The sequence below is a fragment of the Thalassospira sp. CA1 genome, assembly GCF_059052855.1.
The window spans coordinates 297,277-314,979 of sequence record NZ_JBZCIA010000004.1 but is presented as its reverse complement, the minus strand read 5'-3'; the positions used below and the strand labels follow the sequence as shown (position 1 = coordinate 314,979).

19 protein-coding genes are annotated in these 17,703 nt (G+C 56.6%); 11 read left to right on the top strand and 8 right to left on the bottom strand.

Features of this window, described 5'->3' with window-relative positions:
- Nucleotides 1-60: 60 nt before the first annotated feature.
- Nucleotides 61-438, top strand: a complete 378-nt coding sequence (locus AC5Q5A_RS10065) for a hypothetical protein (RefSeq protein WP_493895168.1) — start codon at nucleotides 61-63, stop codon at nucleotides 436-438.
- Between the two features lie 109 nt (nucleotides 439-547).
- On the opposite strand, the gene phaR is transcribed toward AC5Q5A_RS10065, so the two are convergent.
- Complete coding sequence (gene phaR / locus AC5Q5A_RS10060; RefSeq protein WP_008889414.1) at nucleotides 548-1,165, bottom strand: polyhydroxyalkanoate synthesis repressor PhaR; 618 nt, start codon at nucleotides 1,163-1,165, stop codon at nucleotides 548-550.
- A gap of 339 nt (nucleotides 1,166-1,504) precedes the next feature.
- On the opposite strand from phaR, the gene AC5Q5A_RS10055 reads away from it, so the two are divergent.
- On the top strand, nucleotides 1,505-2,320 hold the full coding sequence (locus AC5Q5A_RS10055) for a hypothetical protein (RefSeq protein WP_493895167.1): 816 nt from the start codon (nucleotides 1,505-1,507) through the stop codon (nucleotides 2,318-2,320).
- Nucleotides 2,217-3,404, top strand: coding sequence for an alpha/beta fold hydrolase (locus AC5Q5A_RS10050; RefSeq protein WP_081579273.1), 1,188 nt, complete (start codon nucleotides 2,217-2,219; stop codon nucleotides 3,402-3,404). The genes AC5Q5A_RS10055 and AC5Q5A_RS10050 overlap by 104 nt, the downstream gene beginning before the upstream one ends.
- A 15-nt stretch (nucleotides 3,405-3,419) precedes the next feature.
- Here AC5Q5A_RS10050 and AC5Q5A_RS10045 read toward each other — a convergent pair whose 3' ends face one another.
- Complete coding sequence (locus tag AC5Q5A_RS10045) at nucleotides 3,420-4,391, bottom strand: nucleoside recognition domain-containing protein (protein WP_493895166.1); 972 nt, start codon at nucleotides 4,389-4,391, stop codon at nucleotides 3,420-3,422.
- Between the two features lie 173 nt (nucleotides 4,392-4,564).
- Between AC5Q5A_RS10045 and AC5Q5A_RS10040 the strand changes: the two genes are divergently transcribed.
- The 6 genes from AC5Q5A_RS10040 (at nucleotide 4,565) to phbB (ending at nucleotide 10,000) form a co-directional block, all read left to right on the top strand.
- Complete coding sequence (locus AC5Q5A_RS10040; protein ID WP_064780005.1) at nucleotides 4,565-5,026, top strand: Lrp/AsnC family transcriptional regulator; 462 nt, start codon at nucleotides 4,565-4,567, stop codon at nucleotides 5,024-5,026.
- A 186-nt stretch (nucleotides 5,027-5,212) separates the two neighbouring features.
- On the top strand, nucleotides 5,213-5,443 hold the full coding sequence (locus AC5Q5A_RS10035) for a hypothetical protein (protein WP_147419458.1): 231 nt from the start codon (nucleotides 5,213-5,215) through the stop codon (nucleotides 5,441-5,443).
- Between the two features lie 132 nt (nucleotides 5,444-5,575).
- Complete coding sequence (locus tag AC5Q5A_RS10030; RefSeq protein ID WP_493895165.1) at nucleotides 5,576-7,063, top strand: multicopper oxidase family protein; 1,488 nt, start codon at nucleotides 5,576-5,578, stop codon at nucleotides 7,061-7,063.
- 41 nt (nucleotides 7,064-7,104) lie between these two features.
- Nucleotides 7,105-7,545: a DUF411 domain-containing protein gene (locus AC5Q5A_RS10025; protein ID WP_493895164.1), complete on the top strand. Its 441-nt coding sequence runs from the start codon at nucleotides 7,105-7,107 to the stop codon at nucleotides 7,543-7,545.
- Between the two features lie 312 nt (nucleotides 7,546-7,857).
- Complete coding sequence (locus tag AC5Q5A_RS10020; protein WP_120224322.1) at nucleotides 7,858-9,030, top strand: acetyl-CoA C-acetyltransferase; 1,173 nt, start codon at nucleotides 7,858-7,860, stop codon at nucleotides 9,028-9,030.
- 247 nt (nucleotides 9,031-9,277) lie between these two features.
- Complete coding sequence (gene phbB, locus AC5Q5A_RS10015) at nucleotides 9,278-10,000, top strand: acetoacetyl-CoA reductase (RefSeq protein ID WP_008889427.1); 723 nt, start codon at nucleotides 9,278-9,280, stop codon at nucleotides 9,998-10,000.
- 78 nt (nucleotides 10,001-10,078) lie between these two features.
- Here the strand turns inward: phbB and AC5Q5A_RS10010 are convergent, their stop codons facing one another.
- Complete coding sequence (locus tag AC5Q5A_RS10010) at nucleotides 10,079-10,672, bottom strand: cysteine hydrolase family protein (RefSeq protein WP_493895163.1); 594 nt, start codon at nucleotides 10,670-10,672, stop codon at nucleotides 10,079-10,081.
- A 114-nt stretch (nucleotides 10,673-10,786) separates the two neighbouring features.
- Here AC5Q5A_RS10010 and AC5Q5A_RS10005 point away from each other — a divergent pair, with 114 nt between their 5' ends.
- On the top strand, nucleotides 10,787-11,671 hold the full coding sequence (locus AC5Q5A_RS10005) for a LysR family transcriptional regulator (protein ID WP_493895162.1): 885 nt from the start codon (nucleotides 10,787-10,789) through the stop codon (nucleotides 11,669-11,671).
- Here AC5Q5A_RS10005 and AC5Q5A_RS10000 read toward each other — a convergent pair.
- From AC5Q5A_RS10000 to AC5Q5A_RS09985, 4 genes are all read right to left on the bottom strand, one after another.
- Nucleotides 11,658-12,287 (bottom strand): nucleoside triphosphate hydrolase, encoded by a 630-nt coding sequence (locus AC5Q5A_RS10000; RefSeq protein ID WP_493895161.1) that lies wholly within the window; start codon nucleotides 12,285-12,287, stop codon nucleotides 11,658-11,660. The two genes, AC5Q5A_RS10005 and AC5Q5A_RS10000, sit on opposite strands and share 14 nt — an antisense overlap.
- A 34-nt stretch (nucleotides 12,288-12,321) precedes the next feature.
- Nucleotides 12,322-13,116 carry an ATP-binding cassette domain-containing protein gene (locus AC5Q5A_RS09995; protein WP_493895160.1) on the bottom strand — a complete coding sequence of 265 codons (795 nt, stop codon included), beginning with the start codon at nucleotides 13,114-13,116 and terminating at the stop codon, nucleotides 12,322-12,324.
- Complete coding sequence (locus AC5Q5A_RS09990; RefSeq protein WP_064787393.1) at nucleotides 13,113-14,195, bottom strand: ABC transporter permease; 1,083 nt, start codon at nucleotides 14,193-14,195, stop codon at nucleotides 13,113-13,115. Before AC5Q5A_RS09990 ends, AC5Q5A_RS09995 begins: the two co-directional genes overlap by 4 nt.
- Nucleotides 14,196-14,376: 181 nt before the next feature.
- On the bottom strand, nucleotides 14,377-15,405 hold the full coding sequence (locus AC5Q5A_RS09985; RefSeq protein WP_493895159.1) for a sugar ABC transporter substrate-binding protein: 1,029 nt from the start codon (nucleotides 15,403-15,405) through the stop codon (nucleotides 14,377-14,379).
- 226 nt (nucleotides 15,406-15,631) lie between these two features.
- Between AC5Q5A_RS09985 and AC5Q5A_RS09980 the strand changes: the two genes are divergently transcribed.
- On the top strand, nucleotides 15,632-16,879 hold the full coding sequence (locus tag AC5Q5A_RS09980; protein WP_493895158.1) for an ROK family transcriptional regulator: 1,248 nt from the start codon (nucleotides 15,632-15,634) through the stop codon (nucleotides 16,877-16,879).
- A 12-nt stretch (nucleotides 16,880-16,891) separates the two neighbouring features.
- Here AC5Q5A_RS09980 and gloB read toward each other — a convergent pair whose 3' ends face one another.
- The gene (gene gloB / locus AC5Q5A_RS09975; protein WP_493895157.1) at nucleotides 16,892-17,662 is read right to left on the bottom strand and encodes a hydroxyacylglutathione hydrolase; all 771 of its coding nucleotides are present in this window, start codon (nucleotides 17,660-17,662) and stop codon (nucleotides 16,892-16,894) included.
- Nucleotides 17,663-17,703: the final 41 nt, after the last annotated feature.

Sequence of the window (17,703 nt, the reverse complement as noted above, 5' to 3'; positions counted from 1 at the left end):
GGTTTATTGGGTCATTGTTGCCTGTGTATTTCGGGACTCCGTGGGTTTTGGTGCGTGGTCATGGCATTCACCCGGCAAAAATTGCCGCCTTTCGGCGGTGCCGGGCGTTCTGAAAGTGTTAACGAAAAATTTATGCAGGATTGGTGCCGGACGGCTTGGGCGTTCGACGGGCATTGTTTGCCGCTAGAGCGTGTTGCATCAAATTTGCCTCACTTTGCCGAGGACATCCTTCTGTCCGGCAAGGAAAGGTCCGCTGCGCGTAGCGGGGCTACGGTCAAGGACCTTGACGCTGCGGGGCCGAAGAATATCCCGGCCCACAGGGTTTGTTTTTGGCGGCGTTTCGCGGCGTTACACCGTTTGACCGATGCGCCGCATCGCTCTGCACGCTGTGTCTTGCCAAACGACACGCCAAAAACAAACAAAGTGAAGCAAATTTGATGCAACACGCTCTTGGCCCAAACATCTGATGCGGGCATGAAAAAAGGCGAAGTGCGCTATGGCAGCTTCGCCTTTTTGATCTCAGTGCCCGGGATGCGGGCCGGGGGCCTTATTTGCCGGATTTGCCACCGGCAAGGTTGTTAAGCTGCGCCTGCATGGCTTCAAGCTGGCTTTTCAGCTCATCAAGCGAAGCATCGGATTTCGCAGCACCGGGTGCTGTTGGCTTTTTCGGGCCTTCGCCGGTCGGCTCACCATTTTCATCCTGCATGAAGGGCGAGAACATTTTCATCGTCTGTTCAAACAGCGCGATGTTCTGTTTGTTCATTTCCTCGAACTGGCCAAACGGGAACATGCCCTGCATGGTGCCCTGCATATATTCGCGCATCTGTTCCTGATTATGGCCAAAGGCGCGCATTGCCTGCTCAAGGTAGCTCGGCACCAGCCCCTGAAGGCTGTCGCCATAAAAACCGATCAATTGGCGCAGGAAGCTGATCGGCAGAAGGTTCTGCCCCTTGTTTTCTTCCTCGACAATAATCTGGGTAAGGACCGGACGGGTGATGTCTTCACCCGATTTCGCGTCATAGACAACAAAGTCGGTATTGTCTTTGACCATCTGCGAAAGGTGATCAAGCGTCACATAGGAACTGGTCGCCGTGTTATAGAGGCGGCGGTTCGCATATTTCTTGATAACGATGCGGTCCTGATCATCTGATTTCTTGTTGGTCATGGCGTCTTTCCTGCTTCCCTGTTTCCCGGACGTATGTCTGGCGAACCTTCTGGTGGTGTCGTTCCACCTGCTTTGCGCCCCGGCAATTCACATTGTTGCGTTTACGATGTTGCGCAGCATTTTCGATTTTGCATTCGCTCAGAAGACTGTGAGAGTGCCGCGAATTTTCCAATGTGTCCAGTATTCAACGCGAAGTGCAGTGCGAAAAACAACTTTGGATACGGTTTGTTGCGCCACAGCACGGGAATTCGTTTTCCCGCGCCCCTCAACCTCCTATAGTGGTTACCAACAGATATGCGTCGCATCTGAACAATACTGGGAACAATAAGGGTATCGCCGATGGCCAAGGCTACGAACGACCCCGACCAATCACAAACCACAGGGGCTTCATCGTCAGACGCCGATGACGAACGGCTTGACCAACTTGCCCGGCAGTTTCTTGAACTCTGGCGCCAACAGGTCGCCGCAACGGCTGATGGCGCCCATGCCGCCAGTGCCATCGGACGTCTTTACGCATCCCTTGGTGCCGATACCACCCGCATGGGCGAAGGCTTTGAAGCCTGGGGCAAGCTGATCGGTCAAATGGCGATGGGCCAACATCCGGCCGCCGGGCCCGGAAATCCAATCAATAACCCGATGGGCGATGCCATGGCGGCCGCCAACCCGTTGCAGGCGATGATGGATCAGATGGCCAAGGCCGCACGCGAACTGCCGGCATCCCCGTTTGCAGGCATGCCGTTTGCGCCCGATATGTCGGCGATGGCCGGTATGGCCGGGATGACGCCCAAACCAGACACTTCAAAAGCCAAGCCGGATGCTGCTGGTAATGCTGCCGGTAATGCGGATGGACAGACATCCGATAAAGACAGCGCGCAACCATCCGCCGCCGATGAAACCAACAAGACTTCCAAAACCAAACGTGCTGCAAAAAATGCTGCAAAGGGGCAGGGGAAGAATGATCAGTCCGCCAAAACAAAAACCGCTTCCGCCAAAACGCGAAAATCAGAGGCGGGCGGGGCCAAGACCGCTTCCAATGCATCTGGCAGTCGAGATGACGAGCTGGCTCAGCTCGCGCGCCGCATTGCCGATCTTTCTGAAACAATTGCTGCCCTGGAAGCCGGAACTGAAGGATCAGGCGGAAAGTCTTCTGGCTGAGCTTGAAGCCTATCACCCTGATGATGTCGCCCAGGCGCTTGACCGGGTCGCCTTTGATCGCCATGCCGGGTTCCATGACGGGGTGCGCGCCTATCAACGCCATCCCTATCGCCGCCCGCGCGATCAGGACCGCAAAGATATCCCGACCGTCTGGGAAGAGGGTTCGACGCGGGTATATGACTATGGCGCGACGTCTGACAACAAGGCGGCGAAAACCGGCGAAGTCGTCCTGCTTGTGCCGTCGCTGGTCAATCGCGGCTATATCCTTGATCTCAATGAAAAGCGAAGCTTTGCGCGCTATCTCGCCAAATGCGGCTATCGCCCGCTTCTGGTCGAGTGGGGTTATCCCGGCATGGATGAAGCCAACTTTGGCCTTGATGATTATGTCGCTGGCCGTCTGGTCACCATCCTTCAGGACGTCGCCGATATCAATGGCGGGCCGGTGCCGGTGGTGGGCTATTGCATGGGCGGTGTGGTCGCCCTTGCGGCAACGCTTCTCGATCCGGCACAGGTGTCAAAGCTTGTCCTGCTGGCAACCCCATGGGACTTCATGGCCGCTGGTCCCACCCAGTCACGCATTGCTGCGGCCTTTGCGCCCTCTTTGCCGCAAATGCTGGCGATCCATGACACGCTTCCGGTCGATGTGCTGCAAAGCCTGTTTGCCAGCCTCGATCCCTTCATGATGGGTGAGAAATTCCGGCGTTTTCAGGCCATGGCAATGGATTCAACCAAGGCACAGGATTTTGTCGCCCTCGAAGATTGGCTGAATGATGGCGTGCCATTGCCGCGTCGGGTCGCGGTCGATTGCCTGATTGGCTGGTATGTTGAAAACCGCCCGGCCAAGGGCCAGTGGCAGATTGACGGCATTGATATCAACCCGGCGGATTTGTCCTGTCCGGTGCTGGCCGTGATCCCGGAAAATGACCGCATCGTCCCACCCGAAAGCGCGCAGGCTCTCTTTGATGCCTGCCCCGAAGATCTCCGCACCGAACTTCATCCCTCTGCCGGGCATATCGGCATGATGGTCGGATCGCGTGCGGAAAAATCCACATGGAAGCCGGTGGTCGACTGGCTTGCGGGCTAATCCGAAAGCCCGCTTTTAATCGGCATTTTCGGTGGCAAGTTGGGCGCGCTCTGGCGCCCAGCGAAGGGTCAGGCGCGCCAGAAGGGCGATGATGATCAGGGTCAGGATCACACGTCCGACAAGGACAACCCATATATCGGCACCAAGGGCTAACATGATCGCGGTATCCTCGATCAGGGAATGCGATAGCGACAACCAGCTGAGCGACAGAAACAGCGTCCTTGGCGGATAGTTGTTCTTGCGCGCCTCATCAATGATCAGCGCCCCGCCATAGGTAATGCCAAGCAGCACACCAATGGTGGTTACCGGTGCTACGTCGCGTGAAATGCCCGATATACGCAGGACCGGCATCATCGCCTGTGTGATGCGCGCCGTGATCCCGGTTTTCTCAAGCAGATCAAGCAGGATCAGCAATCCGACAATCACGCCAAAGGTCACCACGAGCGATTTGACCATTTGTAGTGACCAGTCGATCCATCCGGCCAGACCACTGGCGGCAGTCGTGGTTTCACCCCCAGCCATCCATGAAAAATCAACCGGCTCGGACAGCCAACCTGTCAGGTCACTCACCCAGGTCACCAGCGCGGCATATCCGATCGCGGCACCGACGCGAAGGGCCGTGGTCGCCCAAAAACTTGCCCCGGCCCGTTTGACAATCGCCTGTTCGACCGGAAGGCCATGGGCAAACAGCATCATCGCACACAGCGCACTAAGCTGTGCGGCGGTCATATCAAGGTGCGCTGCCAGCCCGACAAAGGCACCGACCGCACCATACATGCTGACCAAAACGCAGGTCGCCCAGATCAGCCCGGCCTCCGGCGGCAGGCCGATCAGCGCCATCACCGGTGCCAGCCAATTGGATACCAGTTCAACTGCCCCGAACTCCTCGGCAATGCGGACAATTACCATCACGGGCAACATCACCTTGATCAGGGTGATGAACAGTTTCTGGCTGCGGTTGATCAGATCAAAGGCGTAGCGATGCATGGGGCGGCAATCCGGTTAGGTATTGAGGGTTTTAATGGTGGCGGTAGGCGCATGTAAGGTCGTTCAAGGCCGCGATCATGCCACGGGTTCTTGATTTTTGTGCAGCGTATTTGCGCATCTTCGTGCAATATAGAAGCGTTGTTAGGCTGATTGGCGCGGTGGAGTTGCGTGATATGCCCGAACTGGATCAGATCGATACCAAAATCCTGCGCCAGTTGCAGGAAAACGCCGATATCCCCAATGCCGAACTGGCCGACCGGATCGGCCTGTCGCCCTCGGCCTGTTTGCGTCGGGTGGCAAAGCTGCGTCAATCAGGGGTGATCCGCAAAACTGTCGCGGTGATTGATCCGGCCCAGGTCGGACGTCCGCTGGGTGCTGTGATCAATCTTGAATTTCATCGCCATGGCAATCAGTTCCGGCAGGATTTTATTCGCAAGGTCCGCAAACTTGATGCCGTACGCCAATGCCATGTCGTCACCGGGGAAGTTACCGGGGTGATGATTTTGCAAATGCGCGACATGGCCGAATATACCGCCCTTTGCGAAACGCTGTTTGATGCCGATGACAACATCGTCTGGTACCGCACCTATATCATCACCGAAACGCTGAAGGATGAATTCGGACCGGCGATCTAGCCCGAATGTGAATGTCATTGGTCGATATGATCAAGATCATGGACGCGCCAACCGGATCGCGATAGTTTTTGGCTTATGAACAAGCTGCTCCATATTTTCATGACACTGTGTTTGCTCAGCGCCTCGGTCGCGGGCATGACACATATATCGGCCTCCGCCTCGGCAATGCCGATGGCAGGGGCTGGCATGTCTCATGGAACCATGGAACAGATGATGGCTGATTGCGATGATTGCGCGGCATCGCCACAGGTGGCCGATGCCTGCGATATCATCTGTGCTGTCCCGGCCGTGATTGCGCGTAAGGAACCGCTGGCAAACCTCCTTTCGGTCAAGCAGCTTCATATCCTGCCCGTGGCCCATCGTGCTGCTGGCATTACGCAACGCCCGGAAATCGCCCCTCCACGCCTTCTTTCCTGACCCGACCCGGTCTTGTGGCGGTATTGCCCCACAGACCGGCTAAGCGTGCGCGCCCTGACAACGGTGCTGCGCGCCAACCATTCCGGCATGTGCAATGCCGGGAAACTGTCATCTGTTAGGAAAGTCATCCTTATGAAGACTCCTTCCACTTTGCGCCCGTCACGGCGCCGTTTCTTGCAAACGCTGGGTGCCGGTGGCGTCACGGTCGCGGCCCTTTCTGCCGGTCTGCCGGGCATGGCCAACGCTGCCCAGACCGGCGGCGTCCACCATGTGACCGCCGCACCTGCCACGGCCCGCTTTATCCCCGGGGGCGCTGTGCCAACACCGGTATGGGCATTTAACGGCACGGTGCCGGGCTCGCTTTTGCGCGTCAAACAGGGCGAAGACGTCCATGTCCGCTTTGAAAACCAGCTTGCGGAGCCCAGCAGCATCCACTGGCACGGGGTGCGTGTTCCCAATGCCATGGATGGGGTGCCCGGCCTGACCCAAAAGCCGGTCGCGCCGGGCGACACATTCGATTACCGCTTTAACGCCCGGGATGCCGGGACCTATTGGTATCATCCGCATATCAATTCACCGACCCAGCTTGCCCGCGGCCTCTATGGTGCACTGATCGTCGAGGAAGCCGAACCGGTCAGCGTCGATCGGGAATTTGTCTGGCTGATCGATGACTGGCGTCTTGGGGAAAATGGCGAAATCGATCCGGTGTTTAACGCCGGGCACGATGTTGGTCATGCCGGGCGGCTGGGCGGGCTTGTCACCATCAATGGTGTGGCAAATCCCGATATTTCGGTACGCCCCGGCGAACGGATCAGGGTGCGCATGATCAACACGGCCAATGCGCGGGTTTTTGCCATCGATTTTGCGGGTTTGGCACCGCATCTGATTGCCCTTGATGGTCATCCGGTCACACCGCATGTACCGGACCTGCCGGTCTTTTTGTTCGCACCGGGCATGCGGGCTGATTTTATTGTTGATGTGCCGCCCGGTGCCAGTGGTCAGTTTTCCCTGATCGACCGTTTTTATGACGGGCTTGAAAACCCGTTGGCAAACCTACGGGTTGCGGGGGATCCGGTGCGTGGCGACGTTGCGCAAACCAGCATGACCTTGCCCGATAACCCGTTACCGGAACCTGATCTGCAAAATGCCCGGCGTGAACAGCTGCTTTATACCGGCGGCATGATGGGCGGTGGCGTGCTGCGCCATCTTGTCGAAACCGGCAAAATTGATGCCGGCTTCCTTGGTGAAGTGCGCGGCATGGCGCAATCGATGATGGGCATGATGACCGGCGGTGGCATCTGGATGGTCAATGGCCGCGATCCCGAACGGGATGATCTCGGCCCGCTATTTTCACTTGGCCGCGGGGAAAGCTGTGTCGTGACCGTCACCAATGCCACGGCCTGGTATCACCCGATCCACCTGCATGGTCATGCCTTCCGGGTGCTTTCGCGCGACGGGCAACCAACCCGCTATCAGGAATGGCAGGATACCGTCCTTCTTGCCCCGGCAGAACAGGCCGAAATCGCCTTTGTTGCCGACAATCCCGGCGACTGGATGCTTCATTGTCACATTCTCGAACACAAATTCGGCGGCATGTCCGGCTTCATCCGGACCGCCTGACCGCCGCAAAGCTGCAATCGAAAAACGACAGGATCAAAACCATGAAACGTTTCTTTGCATTTATGCTGACCCTTGGCCTGGCAACGATGAGTTTGTCCGGCCACAGCCACGCCAATCCCTTGCAGGCAAAAGTCTACAAGGATCCCAATTGCGGCTGCTGTGCGATCTACGCCGATTATCTTGTCGCACGGGACTATGAAGTCGAAGTGATCGAAAGCGATCAGGTTGTTCAGATGTCGCGCATGATGGGGATTCCCGAAGAAATGCAGGGCTGCCATCTGACCATGATCGACGGCTATGCCATTTCCGGTCATGTCCCGTTTGAAACCATCGACCGCATCTTGGCAGAACGTCCGGATGCCAAGGCATATACCCTGCCGGGCATGCCGATGGGATCGCCCGGTATGGGCGGGGTCAAGAATGCCCCGTTCGAAGTCTATCAGATCAAGGACAACACCGCCGACGTCTACGACGTCCGCTAACCGCCTGTAAGGCCCGGCTCCGACGATGGGACCGGGCCTTATAAGGCGAAATTATGCGTGACATTGCCCTTAAAGTTGCGCACAGGGCTTGCGATCTCGCCGCTATAGGCACACACTCTATGTATCGCCTGCTGGGAGTCCTTTGATGCTCCTCGCTTGCAAGTTGTACATATTCGACTGACCCGAAAGTGGTAGGTATCAGCGCTTGGAAATTTGCTGCGGCGCGGTAAGATTGAGGCAGGATCTGAGCAAGGCTCGTAACGACCTTCGCCCGATCTTTGGAAACGTAATCAGGATTAATCGGAGGATCTCATGACCGACGTCGTAATTGTGGGTGCCGCACGGACACCAATCGGCGCATTCAGTGGCACGCTGGCCAATACACCGGCGCACGATCTGGGTGCTATTGCCATCAAGGCTGCACTCGAACGCGCAGGTGTCGAAGGCGATGCTGTTGACGAAGTGATCCTTGGTCAGGTCCTGACAGGTGGTCAGGGTCAGAACCCGGCACGCCAGGCCGCCATCGGTGCGGGCATCTCTGATCGTACAACCGCGTTTCTGATCAACCAGGTTTGCGGCTCGGGCCTGCGCACGGTTGCCTTGGCTGCCCAGCAGATCATGACGGGGGACGCCAACATCGTCGTCGCCGGTGGTCAGGAAAACATGTCGCTTTCAACCCATGTCGCGCATCTGCGCGCCGGGCACAAAATGGGCGATGTCAAATTCATCGACAGCATGATCAAGGATGGCCTGTGGTGTGCCTTCAACGGCTATCACATGGGCAACACCGCTGAAAACATTGCCAAGAAATGGGGCATTTCGCGCGAAGAACAGGATGAATTCGCCGCCGCCTCCCAGAACAAGGCCGAGGCCGCCCAGAAAGCCGGTCGCTTCAATGATGAAATCGCCCCGGTGACCATCGCGCATCGCAAGGGTGAAACCATCTTTGATGCTGACGAATACCCGCGTCACGGTGCCACCGTCGACGGTATGGCCAAACTCCGCCCTGCATTCGATAAGGAAGGCACGGTAACCGCGGGTAACGCATCGGGCATCAATGACGGGGCGGCCGCCCTTGTCGTTATGTCAGCGGCTGAGGCCTCCAAGCGTGGCCTGACCCCGCTTGCGACGATCAAAAGCTGGGCAACGGCGGGTGTTGATCCGGCGATCATGGGGTCCGGCCCGATCCCGGCCTCGAAAAAGGCGCTTGAAAAGGCCGGCTGGTCGGCAGCCGACCTTGACCTGATTGAGGCCAACGAAGCCTTCGCCGCCCAGGCGATAGCGGTTAACCGCGACATGGGCTGGGACACCGATAAGGTTAACGTCAATGGCGGTGCGATTGCGCTTGGCCATCCGATCGGCGCATCCGGCGCCCGTGTATTCACCACATTGCTGCACGAAATGCAGAAACGCGATGCCAAAAAAGGTCTGGCGACGCTCTGCATTGGTGGTGGTATGGGGGTTGCGCTTTGCGTTGAACGCTAAGCGACCTTTTGCCGGAAAATAACATATGCGGGGCGTCCTCTTGATGGGGATGCCCCGTTTGCATTGATGCAGAATTTGCTGCAGTGCGACGAAAGACTAACCGCTTTTGTAGAATTCGAGGATGGAGAAGTAATAAAGTTACGTATATAACGCAATTTATGGATTAAAGTTACGCAAGTCGTAGAAGGGCAAGCTACGGAAATCGCGATGATGACACGTTTGATGAACGAAGTTTAGGGAGGCGACCATGACAAAAACAGCACTGGTAACCGGTGGAACACGTGGGATCGGTAAGGCAATCAGTCTGTCACTCAAGGACGCGGGCTACACCGTTGTGGCGAACTATGCTGGTAATGACGAGGCCGCCAAGGCCTTCACAGACGAAACCGGCATTGCGACCTATAAATGGAGTGTGGCCGACGCCGATGCGTGTGCCGCTGGCATCGCCAAGGTCGAAGCTGAAGTCGGCCCAATTGATATTCTGATCAACAATGCCGGCATCACCCGCGACGGTTTCATGCACAAGATGGAGACCGAGCAATGGAACGCGGTGATCGACACCAACCTGAGCTCGCTCTTTTACATGACCAAACCGGTTCTTGAAGGCATGCGTGCACGCGGCTTTGGCCGTGTCGTCAATATTTCCTCGATTAACGGCCAGGCCGGTCAGTTGGGCCAGACCAACTATTCCGCCGCCAAGGCTGGCGTGCACGGCTTTACCAAGGCACTTGCCCAGGAAGTCGCGCGTAAAGGCATTACGGTCAACACCATCGCGCCGGGCTATATCAATACCGACATGGTGGCGGCTGTTCCGGAAAAGGTGCTTGAAGGCATTATTTCCAAAATTCCGGTCGGCCGATTGGGCGAAGCAGATGAAATCGCCCAGGCGATCCTCTATCTCTGCGGCCCGAATTCGGGCTTCATCACCGGTTCCTGCCTGTCGATTAATGGCGGTCAGCATATGTTCTGACCGGCATTGGGCCAAAATACAAAACGCCCCGCAGATTTTGCGGGGCGTTTTTTGTTTCGGAGGCGGGCTTGCATGCGGTTATGCCGCAAGAATCTCTCTCGTCGTAACGATCTTGGCAAAGGCATCGGCCAGCATCGCCAGTTCGTTGTTATGCAGGTCTGCCGCAAGGATGGTTTTACCGGTGAGGGTATCGGGCAAATCGCGGGTTGCGGTGGCGTCTGACACGACGGTGACCTGATAGTCCTTTTCATCGGCAACCCGTGCGGTGGTCGACACACAGACATGCGTCATAAAGCCCGTAAGAACAACATGTTTGAGGCCAGCTTTTGTCAGAAGCTCTTCAAGGTTGGTATTGCCAAATGAGCTCGGTACGGATTTGGTGAGGACCGGTTCACTATCGCGCGGCGCAACTTCGGGCATGATCGCAGCATAGGGGCCGCTTGGATCAAACAGGCCCGTCGCATGGTGCTGCACATGGATCACGGTGCCACCCTGATCGCGCCAATGGGCAAGTAGCGTCTGGATATTGGCAAGCGCAGGCGAAAGCCCGGACAGCTTCAATTTGCCATCGCGGTATTCTTCCTGCGCATCAATCACAATCAATGCGGCGTCCTTGGGCGTTCCGGTCGGCAGAACAGCACCGGCGATATCGAAAATAGTCTGTGCAGTCATGTCTGGATCCTTGGGTTATCGTTTTGATGCCCCATTATTGATCTGCGAATTTGCATTATCTATCGGCGTTATTTCGGCTAATATCTGCAAATACGCAGATATCGGGAGCTTGTTATGTCCCTTGATTGGGAAGGATTGCGGACCTTTGCCTTGGTCTGTCAGGCCGGGAATATGAGTGCCGCTGCCCGTGAATTGGGGGTGAACCAAACCACGGTGGCGCGGCGCATTGCGCGTCTTGAGGACTGGGTAGGCTATAGCGTGCTCCATCGCGATGGCCGTGCCGTCACCCCGACCGCCCGCGCACAGGCATTGCTACAGACCGCATTGCAAATGCAGGAAACGGTATCTGGGCTTTTGGTCGGGGATCCTCATGCTGATCACGATACCAGGCAAATTAGTGGCATCGTTCGGCTGACCGGGGTGGATGCGATTTTACAAGATTGTGTCGCCCCGCACATGGCGTCCTTGCATCGGCAATATCCAGGCATTGCGCTGGAACTGATCGGGGCCAACCGCAATCTCAGTCTGCCACAACGTGAAACCGATATCGCCATCCGCCTTGCCCGGCCTGAAACCGGCGCGTTTCATATCCGACGTCTTGGCTGTCTTGAATATGGCGTCTTTTGCAATCCCAATGGGCTGCCTTTGGAGGCACTTGATCCGACAAAACTGCCGTGGATCGATCTTGATGAATTCTTTGCCGATAAGCCCGAACAGAAGTGGCTGGCGGATCATTTCCCGGATCGCAAAACCATCGGCTATGCCAATCGTGGGTCGATCATGGCATCAATGATGGCAGGCCATGCCTGTTGTGCGCTGCTGCCGGTGTGCGTGGGCGCGCGGATTGATGGCCTAACCTTGCTTGATGGCTATCATCCGGTTGGTCGCGAGGTTTGGCTTCTGACCCATCAGGACAAACGCCACCTGCCACCGGTCCGTGCGGTTGCGGACTGGCTTGTGGATGTTCTCCTCAATGGGGACTTTATCAGCCGCCCGTAACCACGATGTCGGCCAGTTTGCTGAGGCGTGCAACGGTTATGGCATTGGGCAGGTCATTTGTTTCTGCCTTGGCGCGGGCACCATCATCATCAAAGCCAAACGACCGCCACCGTTCCATCAGGCGCGCACGCAGTTTTTCCTCAGTCACATCAAGATAGATCGAAAGATCAAACAGCCCCTGCAGTTGATTCCAGGGTGTTTGATCAAGCAAAAGGTAATTGCCCTCGACCAGAATGATCTTGTGATCAGGCGCAATCATTCGGGCTGAGCCACGCGAGATTTCGAGTGTCCGATCAAACAGCGGCACGTAAACGTCATCGTTTGGCGTGTCACGCAGGGCCATCAAGGTGCGCTTGAGGCCGCCAACATCAAAGGTTTCCGGCGCACCCTTGCGGGCCAGAAGGCCGCGTTCTTCCAGAATGCCATTGTCAAAATGAAACCCGTCCATCGGCACCACAGCAGCCCCGGCTTTATCACCCCCCAGATGGTGATAAAGCCGGTCGGACAAGGTTGACTTGCCCGAGGCTGGTGCGCCGACGATGGCCACAAGAATGCGGCCCTTGTCGGCGTGCTTGGCGCGAATGGCGTCTGCCAACGCGTCGAGATCAGGTGTCATGAAACTATGGTTCTCATATCCGGGGTACGATGTTTTATGCGGCGTCTTCTGCCGGTGGCTCCTTGGCCCCCGTCATGAAGGCAACCGCGTCTGACATGCTGTAATCATCGGGTTTGATGGTGCAAAGACGTTTGCCCAATCGATGCACATGGATGCGATCTGCGACCTCGAACACATGCGGCATGTTATGCGAAATCAGCACAATCGGCATGCCGCGCGCCTTCACATCGGCAATCAGATCGAGCACGCGACGGCTTTCCTTGACGCCCAGTGCTGCTGTCGGTTCATCCATGATCACCACGCGCGATCCGAATGCGGCTGCGCGGGCAACCGCAACCCCCTGGCGCTGCCCACCCGAAAGGGTTTCAACCGCCTGATTGATGTTCTGAATGGTCATCAGACCAAGATCGGTCAGCTTCTCACGTGCCAGACGCTGCATTTCCTCATGGTCCAGCGCCCCGAAATACTTGCCCATGATGCCCTTCTTGCGAAGCTCGCGGCCCATGAACATGTTGTCAGCAATCGAAAGTGCCGGCGAAAGCGCAAGGTTCTGATACACCGTTTCAATTCCGGCTTCGCGGGCCTCCATCGGGGATGTGAACTGGATCGGCTTGCCATCAAGCTCGATACTGCCTTCATCAATGGTGACAGCCCCCGAAAGCGCCTTGATCAGGGATGATTTCCCCGCCCCGTTATCGCCGATTACCGCAAGGACTTCACCGGGATAAAGATCAAAATCGGCATAGTTAAGGGCGGTGACACGACCATATCGTTTGACGATGCCGCGTGCTTTCAGAACAGGTTGCACAGATTGGGAAGTGTTGCTCATGACGACACCTTTCTGATCCACTGGTCAATGGCGACAGCAATAATGGTCAGCCAGCCGATGGCAAAGACCTGCCAAAGAACATCCACCCCCGCAAGGCGAAGGCCGGAATTAAACACGCCAACAATCAACGCCCCGATCAACGGGCCAATGATCGATCCGCGCCCGCCAAACAGCGAGATACCCCCGATGACAACAGCCGTAATCGATTGCAGGTTGGCTTCCTGAAAACTCTGAGGTGAAACCGATCCCACACGTCCGATCGATGCCCAAGCGCCAATCGCGCAAACCAAACCGGCAAGGCAATAAACCGTAATCAGGGTACGGTTGGTGCGAATGCCCGAAAGTTCGGCTGCTTCCTTGTCATCGCCAATGGCATAGACATGCCGCCCCCAACTGGTGTGATTAAGGATGTACCAAAGCACCCCGAAAATCACCAGCATCAGGATCGACCCATAGGTGATCCGTGCCCCGCCAAGCGCGATGCTTTCGCCAAAGAATTTCAAAAGCGGGGCAATTTCATCAAGTGTCTGGCTTCGGATTGACTGTGCGCCCGAAAGCCAAAGATTGAGCGCAAAGAATATATTCCAGGTGCCGAGCGTCACGATAAACGGTGGCAACTTGATCCGGGTCACCAGGAACCCGTTCAGTCCCCCGGCACAGATCCCGCCGATACAGCCAATGATAATGGCAATCGGCGCTGGAATGCCGATGGTGACGGCAAGCTGGCCCATAATGACCGACATCAGAACCATGATCGCACCGACCGAAAGATCGATACCGGCGGTCAGGATCACAAGGCTTTGCGCCGCGGCCAGAATGCCGATGATCGACACCTGCTGCATGATCAGCGACAGGTTAAAGGGCGAAAAGAATTTACTGCCGGCGACAAAGCCGAAAATGATGATCGAAAATATCAGAACAATCACCGGCACCATGGTCGGGTTGCCATGCAAAAAATGCTGCACGTTGCCGAAAAGACTGCGGTGTTTATGTTCGAATTGCGCGACGTTGCGGTCGCTGGACTCAAGCGCGTGCTCGAATTCCTGTTTCTGGCGCGACGATTTTGGTGTCTCGCTCATCGTTTCCTCCGGACCTGGTTGAAAACAGGATCAGTCATTGCTGCTCTGTTTACAGACACGCTCCCGGCTCTGATGGCCGGTTGGTTGTTTTGGGTGCCATACCAAGTGTAAAGCAAATTGGGAGAAGGAGGGCAGGGGATAATACTGCCCTCCTTCGACGCAGGTCAGAATAAGCCCGGGCTTAACCCCAGCAGCGATTCATACCTTCTTCGACGCTGATGGATGGAACGCCGTCAACCGGCTCGTCGGTCACAAGGTTCACACCCGTGTCATAGAAGTTAAGACCTTCGGTCGTTTGCGGTTTTTCACCAGTTTCGGCCCATTTCTTGATGGCTTCAATGCCCTTGTAGGCCATATCAAGCGGGTATTGCTGCGACGTTGCGCCAATAACACCGTCTTTGACGTTCAGAACACCCGGGCAACCGCCATCGACCGACACGATCAGAACGCCGTCTTCCATGCCGAACGATTTCAGTGCCTCATAGGCACCGGCAGCGGCCGGTTCGTTGATGGTGTAAACCACATTGATGTCGGAATCGCGCTGCATCAGGTTTTCCATCGCAGTACGGCCGCCTTCTTCGTTGCCGTTGGTCACATCATGGCCAACGATCCGGTCGTCATCCTCGTCCCCGATCTTGTTGGGGTCCTTGATGTCGATCCCGAAACCTTTCAGGAAGCCCTGATCACGCAGCACATCAACCGACGGCGCACTCGGCGTCAGGTCAAGCAGGGCGATCTTGGCGTCTGCTGCCTTGTCACCAAGCTTGGCCGCGGCCCACTGACCAATCAGTTCACCGGCCTTGAAGTTATCGGTGGCAAAGGTCGCATCGGCTGCGTCAATCGGCTCAAGTGGTGTATCAAGTGCAATTACGATCAGGCCGGCATCGCGGGCCTTTTTGACGACCGGAACAATCGCCTTGGTGTCCGACGCGGTCAGAAGGATGCCCTTGGCACCCGATGCGATACAAGACTCGATGGCCTGAACCTGTGTCTCATGGTCACCATCAATCTTGCCGGCATAGGTCGACAAATCAATGCCATTGGCGACAGACGCAGCGGTTGCCCCTTCCTTCATTTTCACGAAGAACGGGTTGATGTCGGTTTTGGTGATCAGGCAGGCGCCGATTTCGTCGGCTTTTGCTGCGTTCGGGGCCGCAGTCATACCCAGTGCAAGCGCACCAAGGGCGGCGCCAAGAAGTGCTTTCTTCATTTGTTTCCTCCCAGGACTGAACCTGAATATTTGGCCATTTTGGCCTGATTTTGCTGTTTTCCAACAGATCGTGACGCACATTTTTTGTCGCGGGTCTTCAATCTGTATGGCCTTACGACACACCAAACCGGCGATCCTGTCAATTAATAAATCCGATTGATTTATTAATTATTCCTGTCACCATGGTCCCTAATCGGGCATTAAGGATCCCGAGTGGGAGGAACCAATGACTGACAGCATCTCTGCGAACCCGGACAATATCGGGGCGGATGATAGCAACGCGCGTCCCTTGCATCCGGGCGGGGGCGCAAACCAGTTGCGTGTGCGCGCCTACAACGAACGGCTTGTTTTGTCGCTCGTGCGCCGTAACGCCGGCCTTTCAAAGGCCGAAATCGCAAGGCTTTCCGGGCTGTCGGCCCAAACCGTTTCCGTCATCATGCGCGCCCTTGAAAAGGATGGGCTTTTGATGCGCGGCACACCGGTGCGCGGCAATGTCGGAAAGCCAAAGGTGCCGATGGCGCTTAATCCCGACGGGGTTTATTCCTTTGGGCTCAAGATCGGGCGGCGCAGCACGGAACTGATCCTGATGGATTTCGTCGGATCGGTGCGGGCAACCAAACGCGAAGCGTATAAATATCCCACCCCCGATGGCATTCGCCGGTTCGTTCGTGGTGCTGTCGATGACATCCTGACCGGTCTTGATCGCAACCAGATTGACCGCATTGCCGGGGTCGGTATTGCTGCCCCGTTTGAACTTTGGAACTGGGTCGATGAAGTCGGCGCACCGGTCGAAGACATGAATGCCTGGCGCGAGGTTGATCTGGTCGATGCGATCGCCGCCATCGTGCCGTTCCCGGTTTTTCAGCAAAATGACGCGACGGCGGCCTGCGGGGCGGAGCTTGTCTTTGGCCTTGGCCCGAACTATTCCGATTTCGCCTATTTCTTTATCGGGTCGTTTATTGGCGGCGGGGTTGTGCTTAATCAGGCGCTTTATGCCGGACGGACGGGCAATGCAGGGGCGTTTGGCTCCATGCCGGTTTCGTCACGCAGCGGCCATCCCAGCCAGCTGATCGATCAGGCCTCGATCTTTGTGCTTGAACAAATGCTGACCCGCGAAGGCGGTGATCCGGCGATGCTATGGCGCGATCCCGATTACTGGCATGGTCTTGGCAAGACGCTTGATATCTGGATCGAACACACCGCGCGCAGTCTGGCGATTGCCATCACCTCGGTCTGCTCGGTGATTGATTTCGAAGCCGTCATTGTCGATGGCGGCTTCCCGGCCGATGTCTGCGAACGGGTGGTTGCCGCAACCCGTGCCGCGATTTCCGAGCTCGATCTGCAAGGCATCGAACGCCCCCGCATCGAACAGGGGCGGGTGGGCAGTGCCGCACGCGCCATCGGTGCGGCAAGTCTGCCCTTGTTCTCGCGCTATCTGCTTGATCAGAACGTTTTGTTCAAACAGATGGCCTGATCCAACATCAGCTTAAAAATTGTCTTTGCGTTTGCGAATCTCGGTAAAGATCGCAACCGGGCTTTCGCCACTCATCCCCAATGCCGCGGCAACCGATGGCTCATCGGCGCGCAGAAACGGATTGGTCGCAAGCTCCACATCCAGACGCGATGGAATGGTCGGCAAGTTGCGTGCGCGAAGCCCGTCAATATCCTGGCACCGTGCGATCAGGATGGCGTTGTCGGGCTCAATCGTTTTGGCGAATTTCGCATTGGCCTGGGTATATTCATGGCCGCAATAGACCTGCGTGCTGGGCGGAAGATTGCGGAACTTCTGCAAGGAATGCCACATCTGTTCGGGCGTGCCCTCAAACAAACGCCCGCAACCCAGCGCAAACAGGCTGTCGCCGGAAAACAGCGCGGTGATGGCCGGGAAATAAAACGCGATATGCCCGCTGGTGTGGCCCGGCACATCAAACACCCGTCCTTCCAGATCGCCGATCAGGACCTGATCGCCCTCGCCGCACGTTTCATCCATGTTGGGGATGCGCGCGGTTTCCGCCGTCGGGCCCAGCAATTTCGCACCGTATTTCTCGATCAATTCGGCATTGCCGCCGATATGGTCATGGTGGTGATGGGTGTTGATCACCAGATCAAGGTTCCAGTCACGCTCTTCAAGGGCGGCAATCACAGGGCCTGCTTCGCCCGGATCAACGATGGCGGTGACTTCACTGCGGTGGCAGCGCACCAGATAGGTGTAATTGTCAGAAAGACAGGGAATAACGATCACTTCGCCGGCAGCCATGCTCGACCTCAAAACTATGAATTCCGATTTGAACCAAGACT

Bases quoted from the DNA above. Each gene is read 5' to 3' on its own strand.
- AC5Q5A_RS10065 (WP_493895168.1), top strand. From the start codon at position 61: ATGGCATTCACCCGGCAAAAATTGCCGCCTTTCGGCGGTGCCGGGCGT.
- phaR (WP_008889414.1), bottom strand. From the start codon at position 1,165: ATGACCAACAAGAAATCAGATGATCAGGACCGCATCGTTATCAAGAAA.
- AC5Q5A_RS10055 (WP_493895167.1), top strand. From the start codon at position 1,505: ATGGCCAAGGCTACGAACGACCCCGACCAATCACAAACCACAGGGGCT.
- AC5Q5A_RS10050 (WP_081579273.1), top strand. From the start codon at position 2,217: ATGACGAGCTGGCTCAGCTCGCGCGCCGCATTGCCGATCTTTCTGAAA.
- AC5Q5A_RS10045 (WP_493895166.1), bottom strand. From the start codon at position 4,391: ATGCATCGCTACGCCTTTGATCTGATCAACCGCAGCCAGAAACTGTTC.
- AC5Q5A_RS10040 (WP_064780005.1), top strand. From the start codon at position 4,565: ATGCCCGAACTGGATCAGATCGATACCAAAATCCTGCGCCAGTTGCAG.
- AC5Q5A_RS10035 (WP_147419458.1), top strand. From the start codon at position 5,213: ATGTCTCATGGAACCATGGAACAGATGATGGCTGATTGCGATGATTGC.
- AC5Q5A_RS10030 (WP_493895165.1), top strand. From the start codon at position 5,576: ATGAAGACTCCTTCCACTTTGCGCCCGTCACGGCGCCGTTTCTTGCAA.
- AC5Q5A_RS10025 (WP_493895164.1), top strand. From the start codon at position 7,105: ATGAAACGTTTCTTTGCATTTATGCTGACCCTTGGCCTGGCAACGATG.
- AC5Q5A_RS10020 (WP_120224322.1), top strand. From the start codon at position 7,858: ATGACCGACGTCGTAATTGTGGGTGCCGCACGGACACCAATCGGCGCA.
- phbB (WP_008889427.1), top strand. From the start codon at position 9,278: ATGACAAAAACAGCACTGGTAACCGGTGGAACACGTGGGATCGGTAAG.
- AC5Q5A_RS10010 (WP_493895163.1), bottom strand. From the start codon at position 10,672: ATGACTGCACAGACTATTTTCGATATCGCCGGTGCTGTTCTGCCGACC.
- AC5Q5A_RS10005 (WP_493895162.1), top strand. From the start codon at position 10,787: ATGTCCCTTGATTGGGAAGGATTGCGGACCTTTGCCTTGGTCTGTCAG.
- AC5Q5A_RS10000 (WP_493895161.1), bottom strand. From the start codon at position 12,287: ATGACACCTGATCTCGACGCGTTGGCAGACGCCATTCGCGCCAAGCAC.
- AC5Q5A_RS09995 (WP_493895160.1), bottom strand. From the start codon at position 13,116: ATGAGCAACACTTCCCAATCTGTGCAACCTGTTCTGAAAGCACGCGGC.
- AC5Q5A_RS09990 (WP_064787393.1), bottom strand. From the start codon at position 14,195: ATGAGCGAGACACCAAAATCGTCGCGCCAGAAACAGGAATTCGAGCAC.
- AC5Q5A_RS09985 (WP_493895159.1), bottom strand. From the start codon at position 15,405: ATGAAGAAAGCACTTCTTGGCGCCGCCCTTGGTGCGCTTGCACTGGGT.
- AC5Q5A_RS09980 (WP_493895158.1), top strand. From the start codon at position 15,632: ATGACTGACAGCATCTCTGCGAACCCGGACAATATCGGGGCGGATGAT.
- gloB (WP_493895157.1), bottom strand. From the start codon at position 17,662: ATGGCTGCCGGCGAAGTGATCGTTATTCCCTGTCTTTCTGACAATTAC.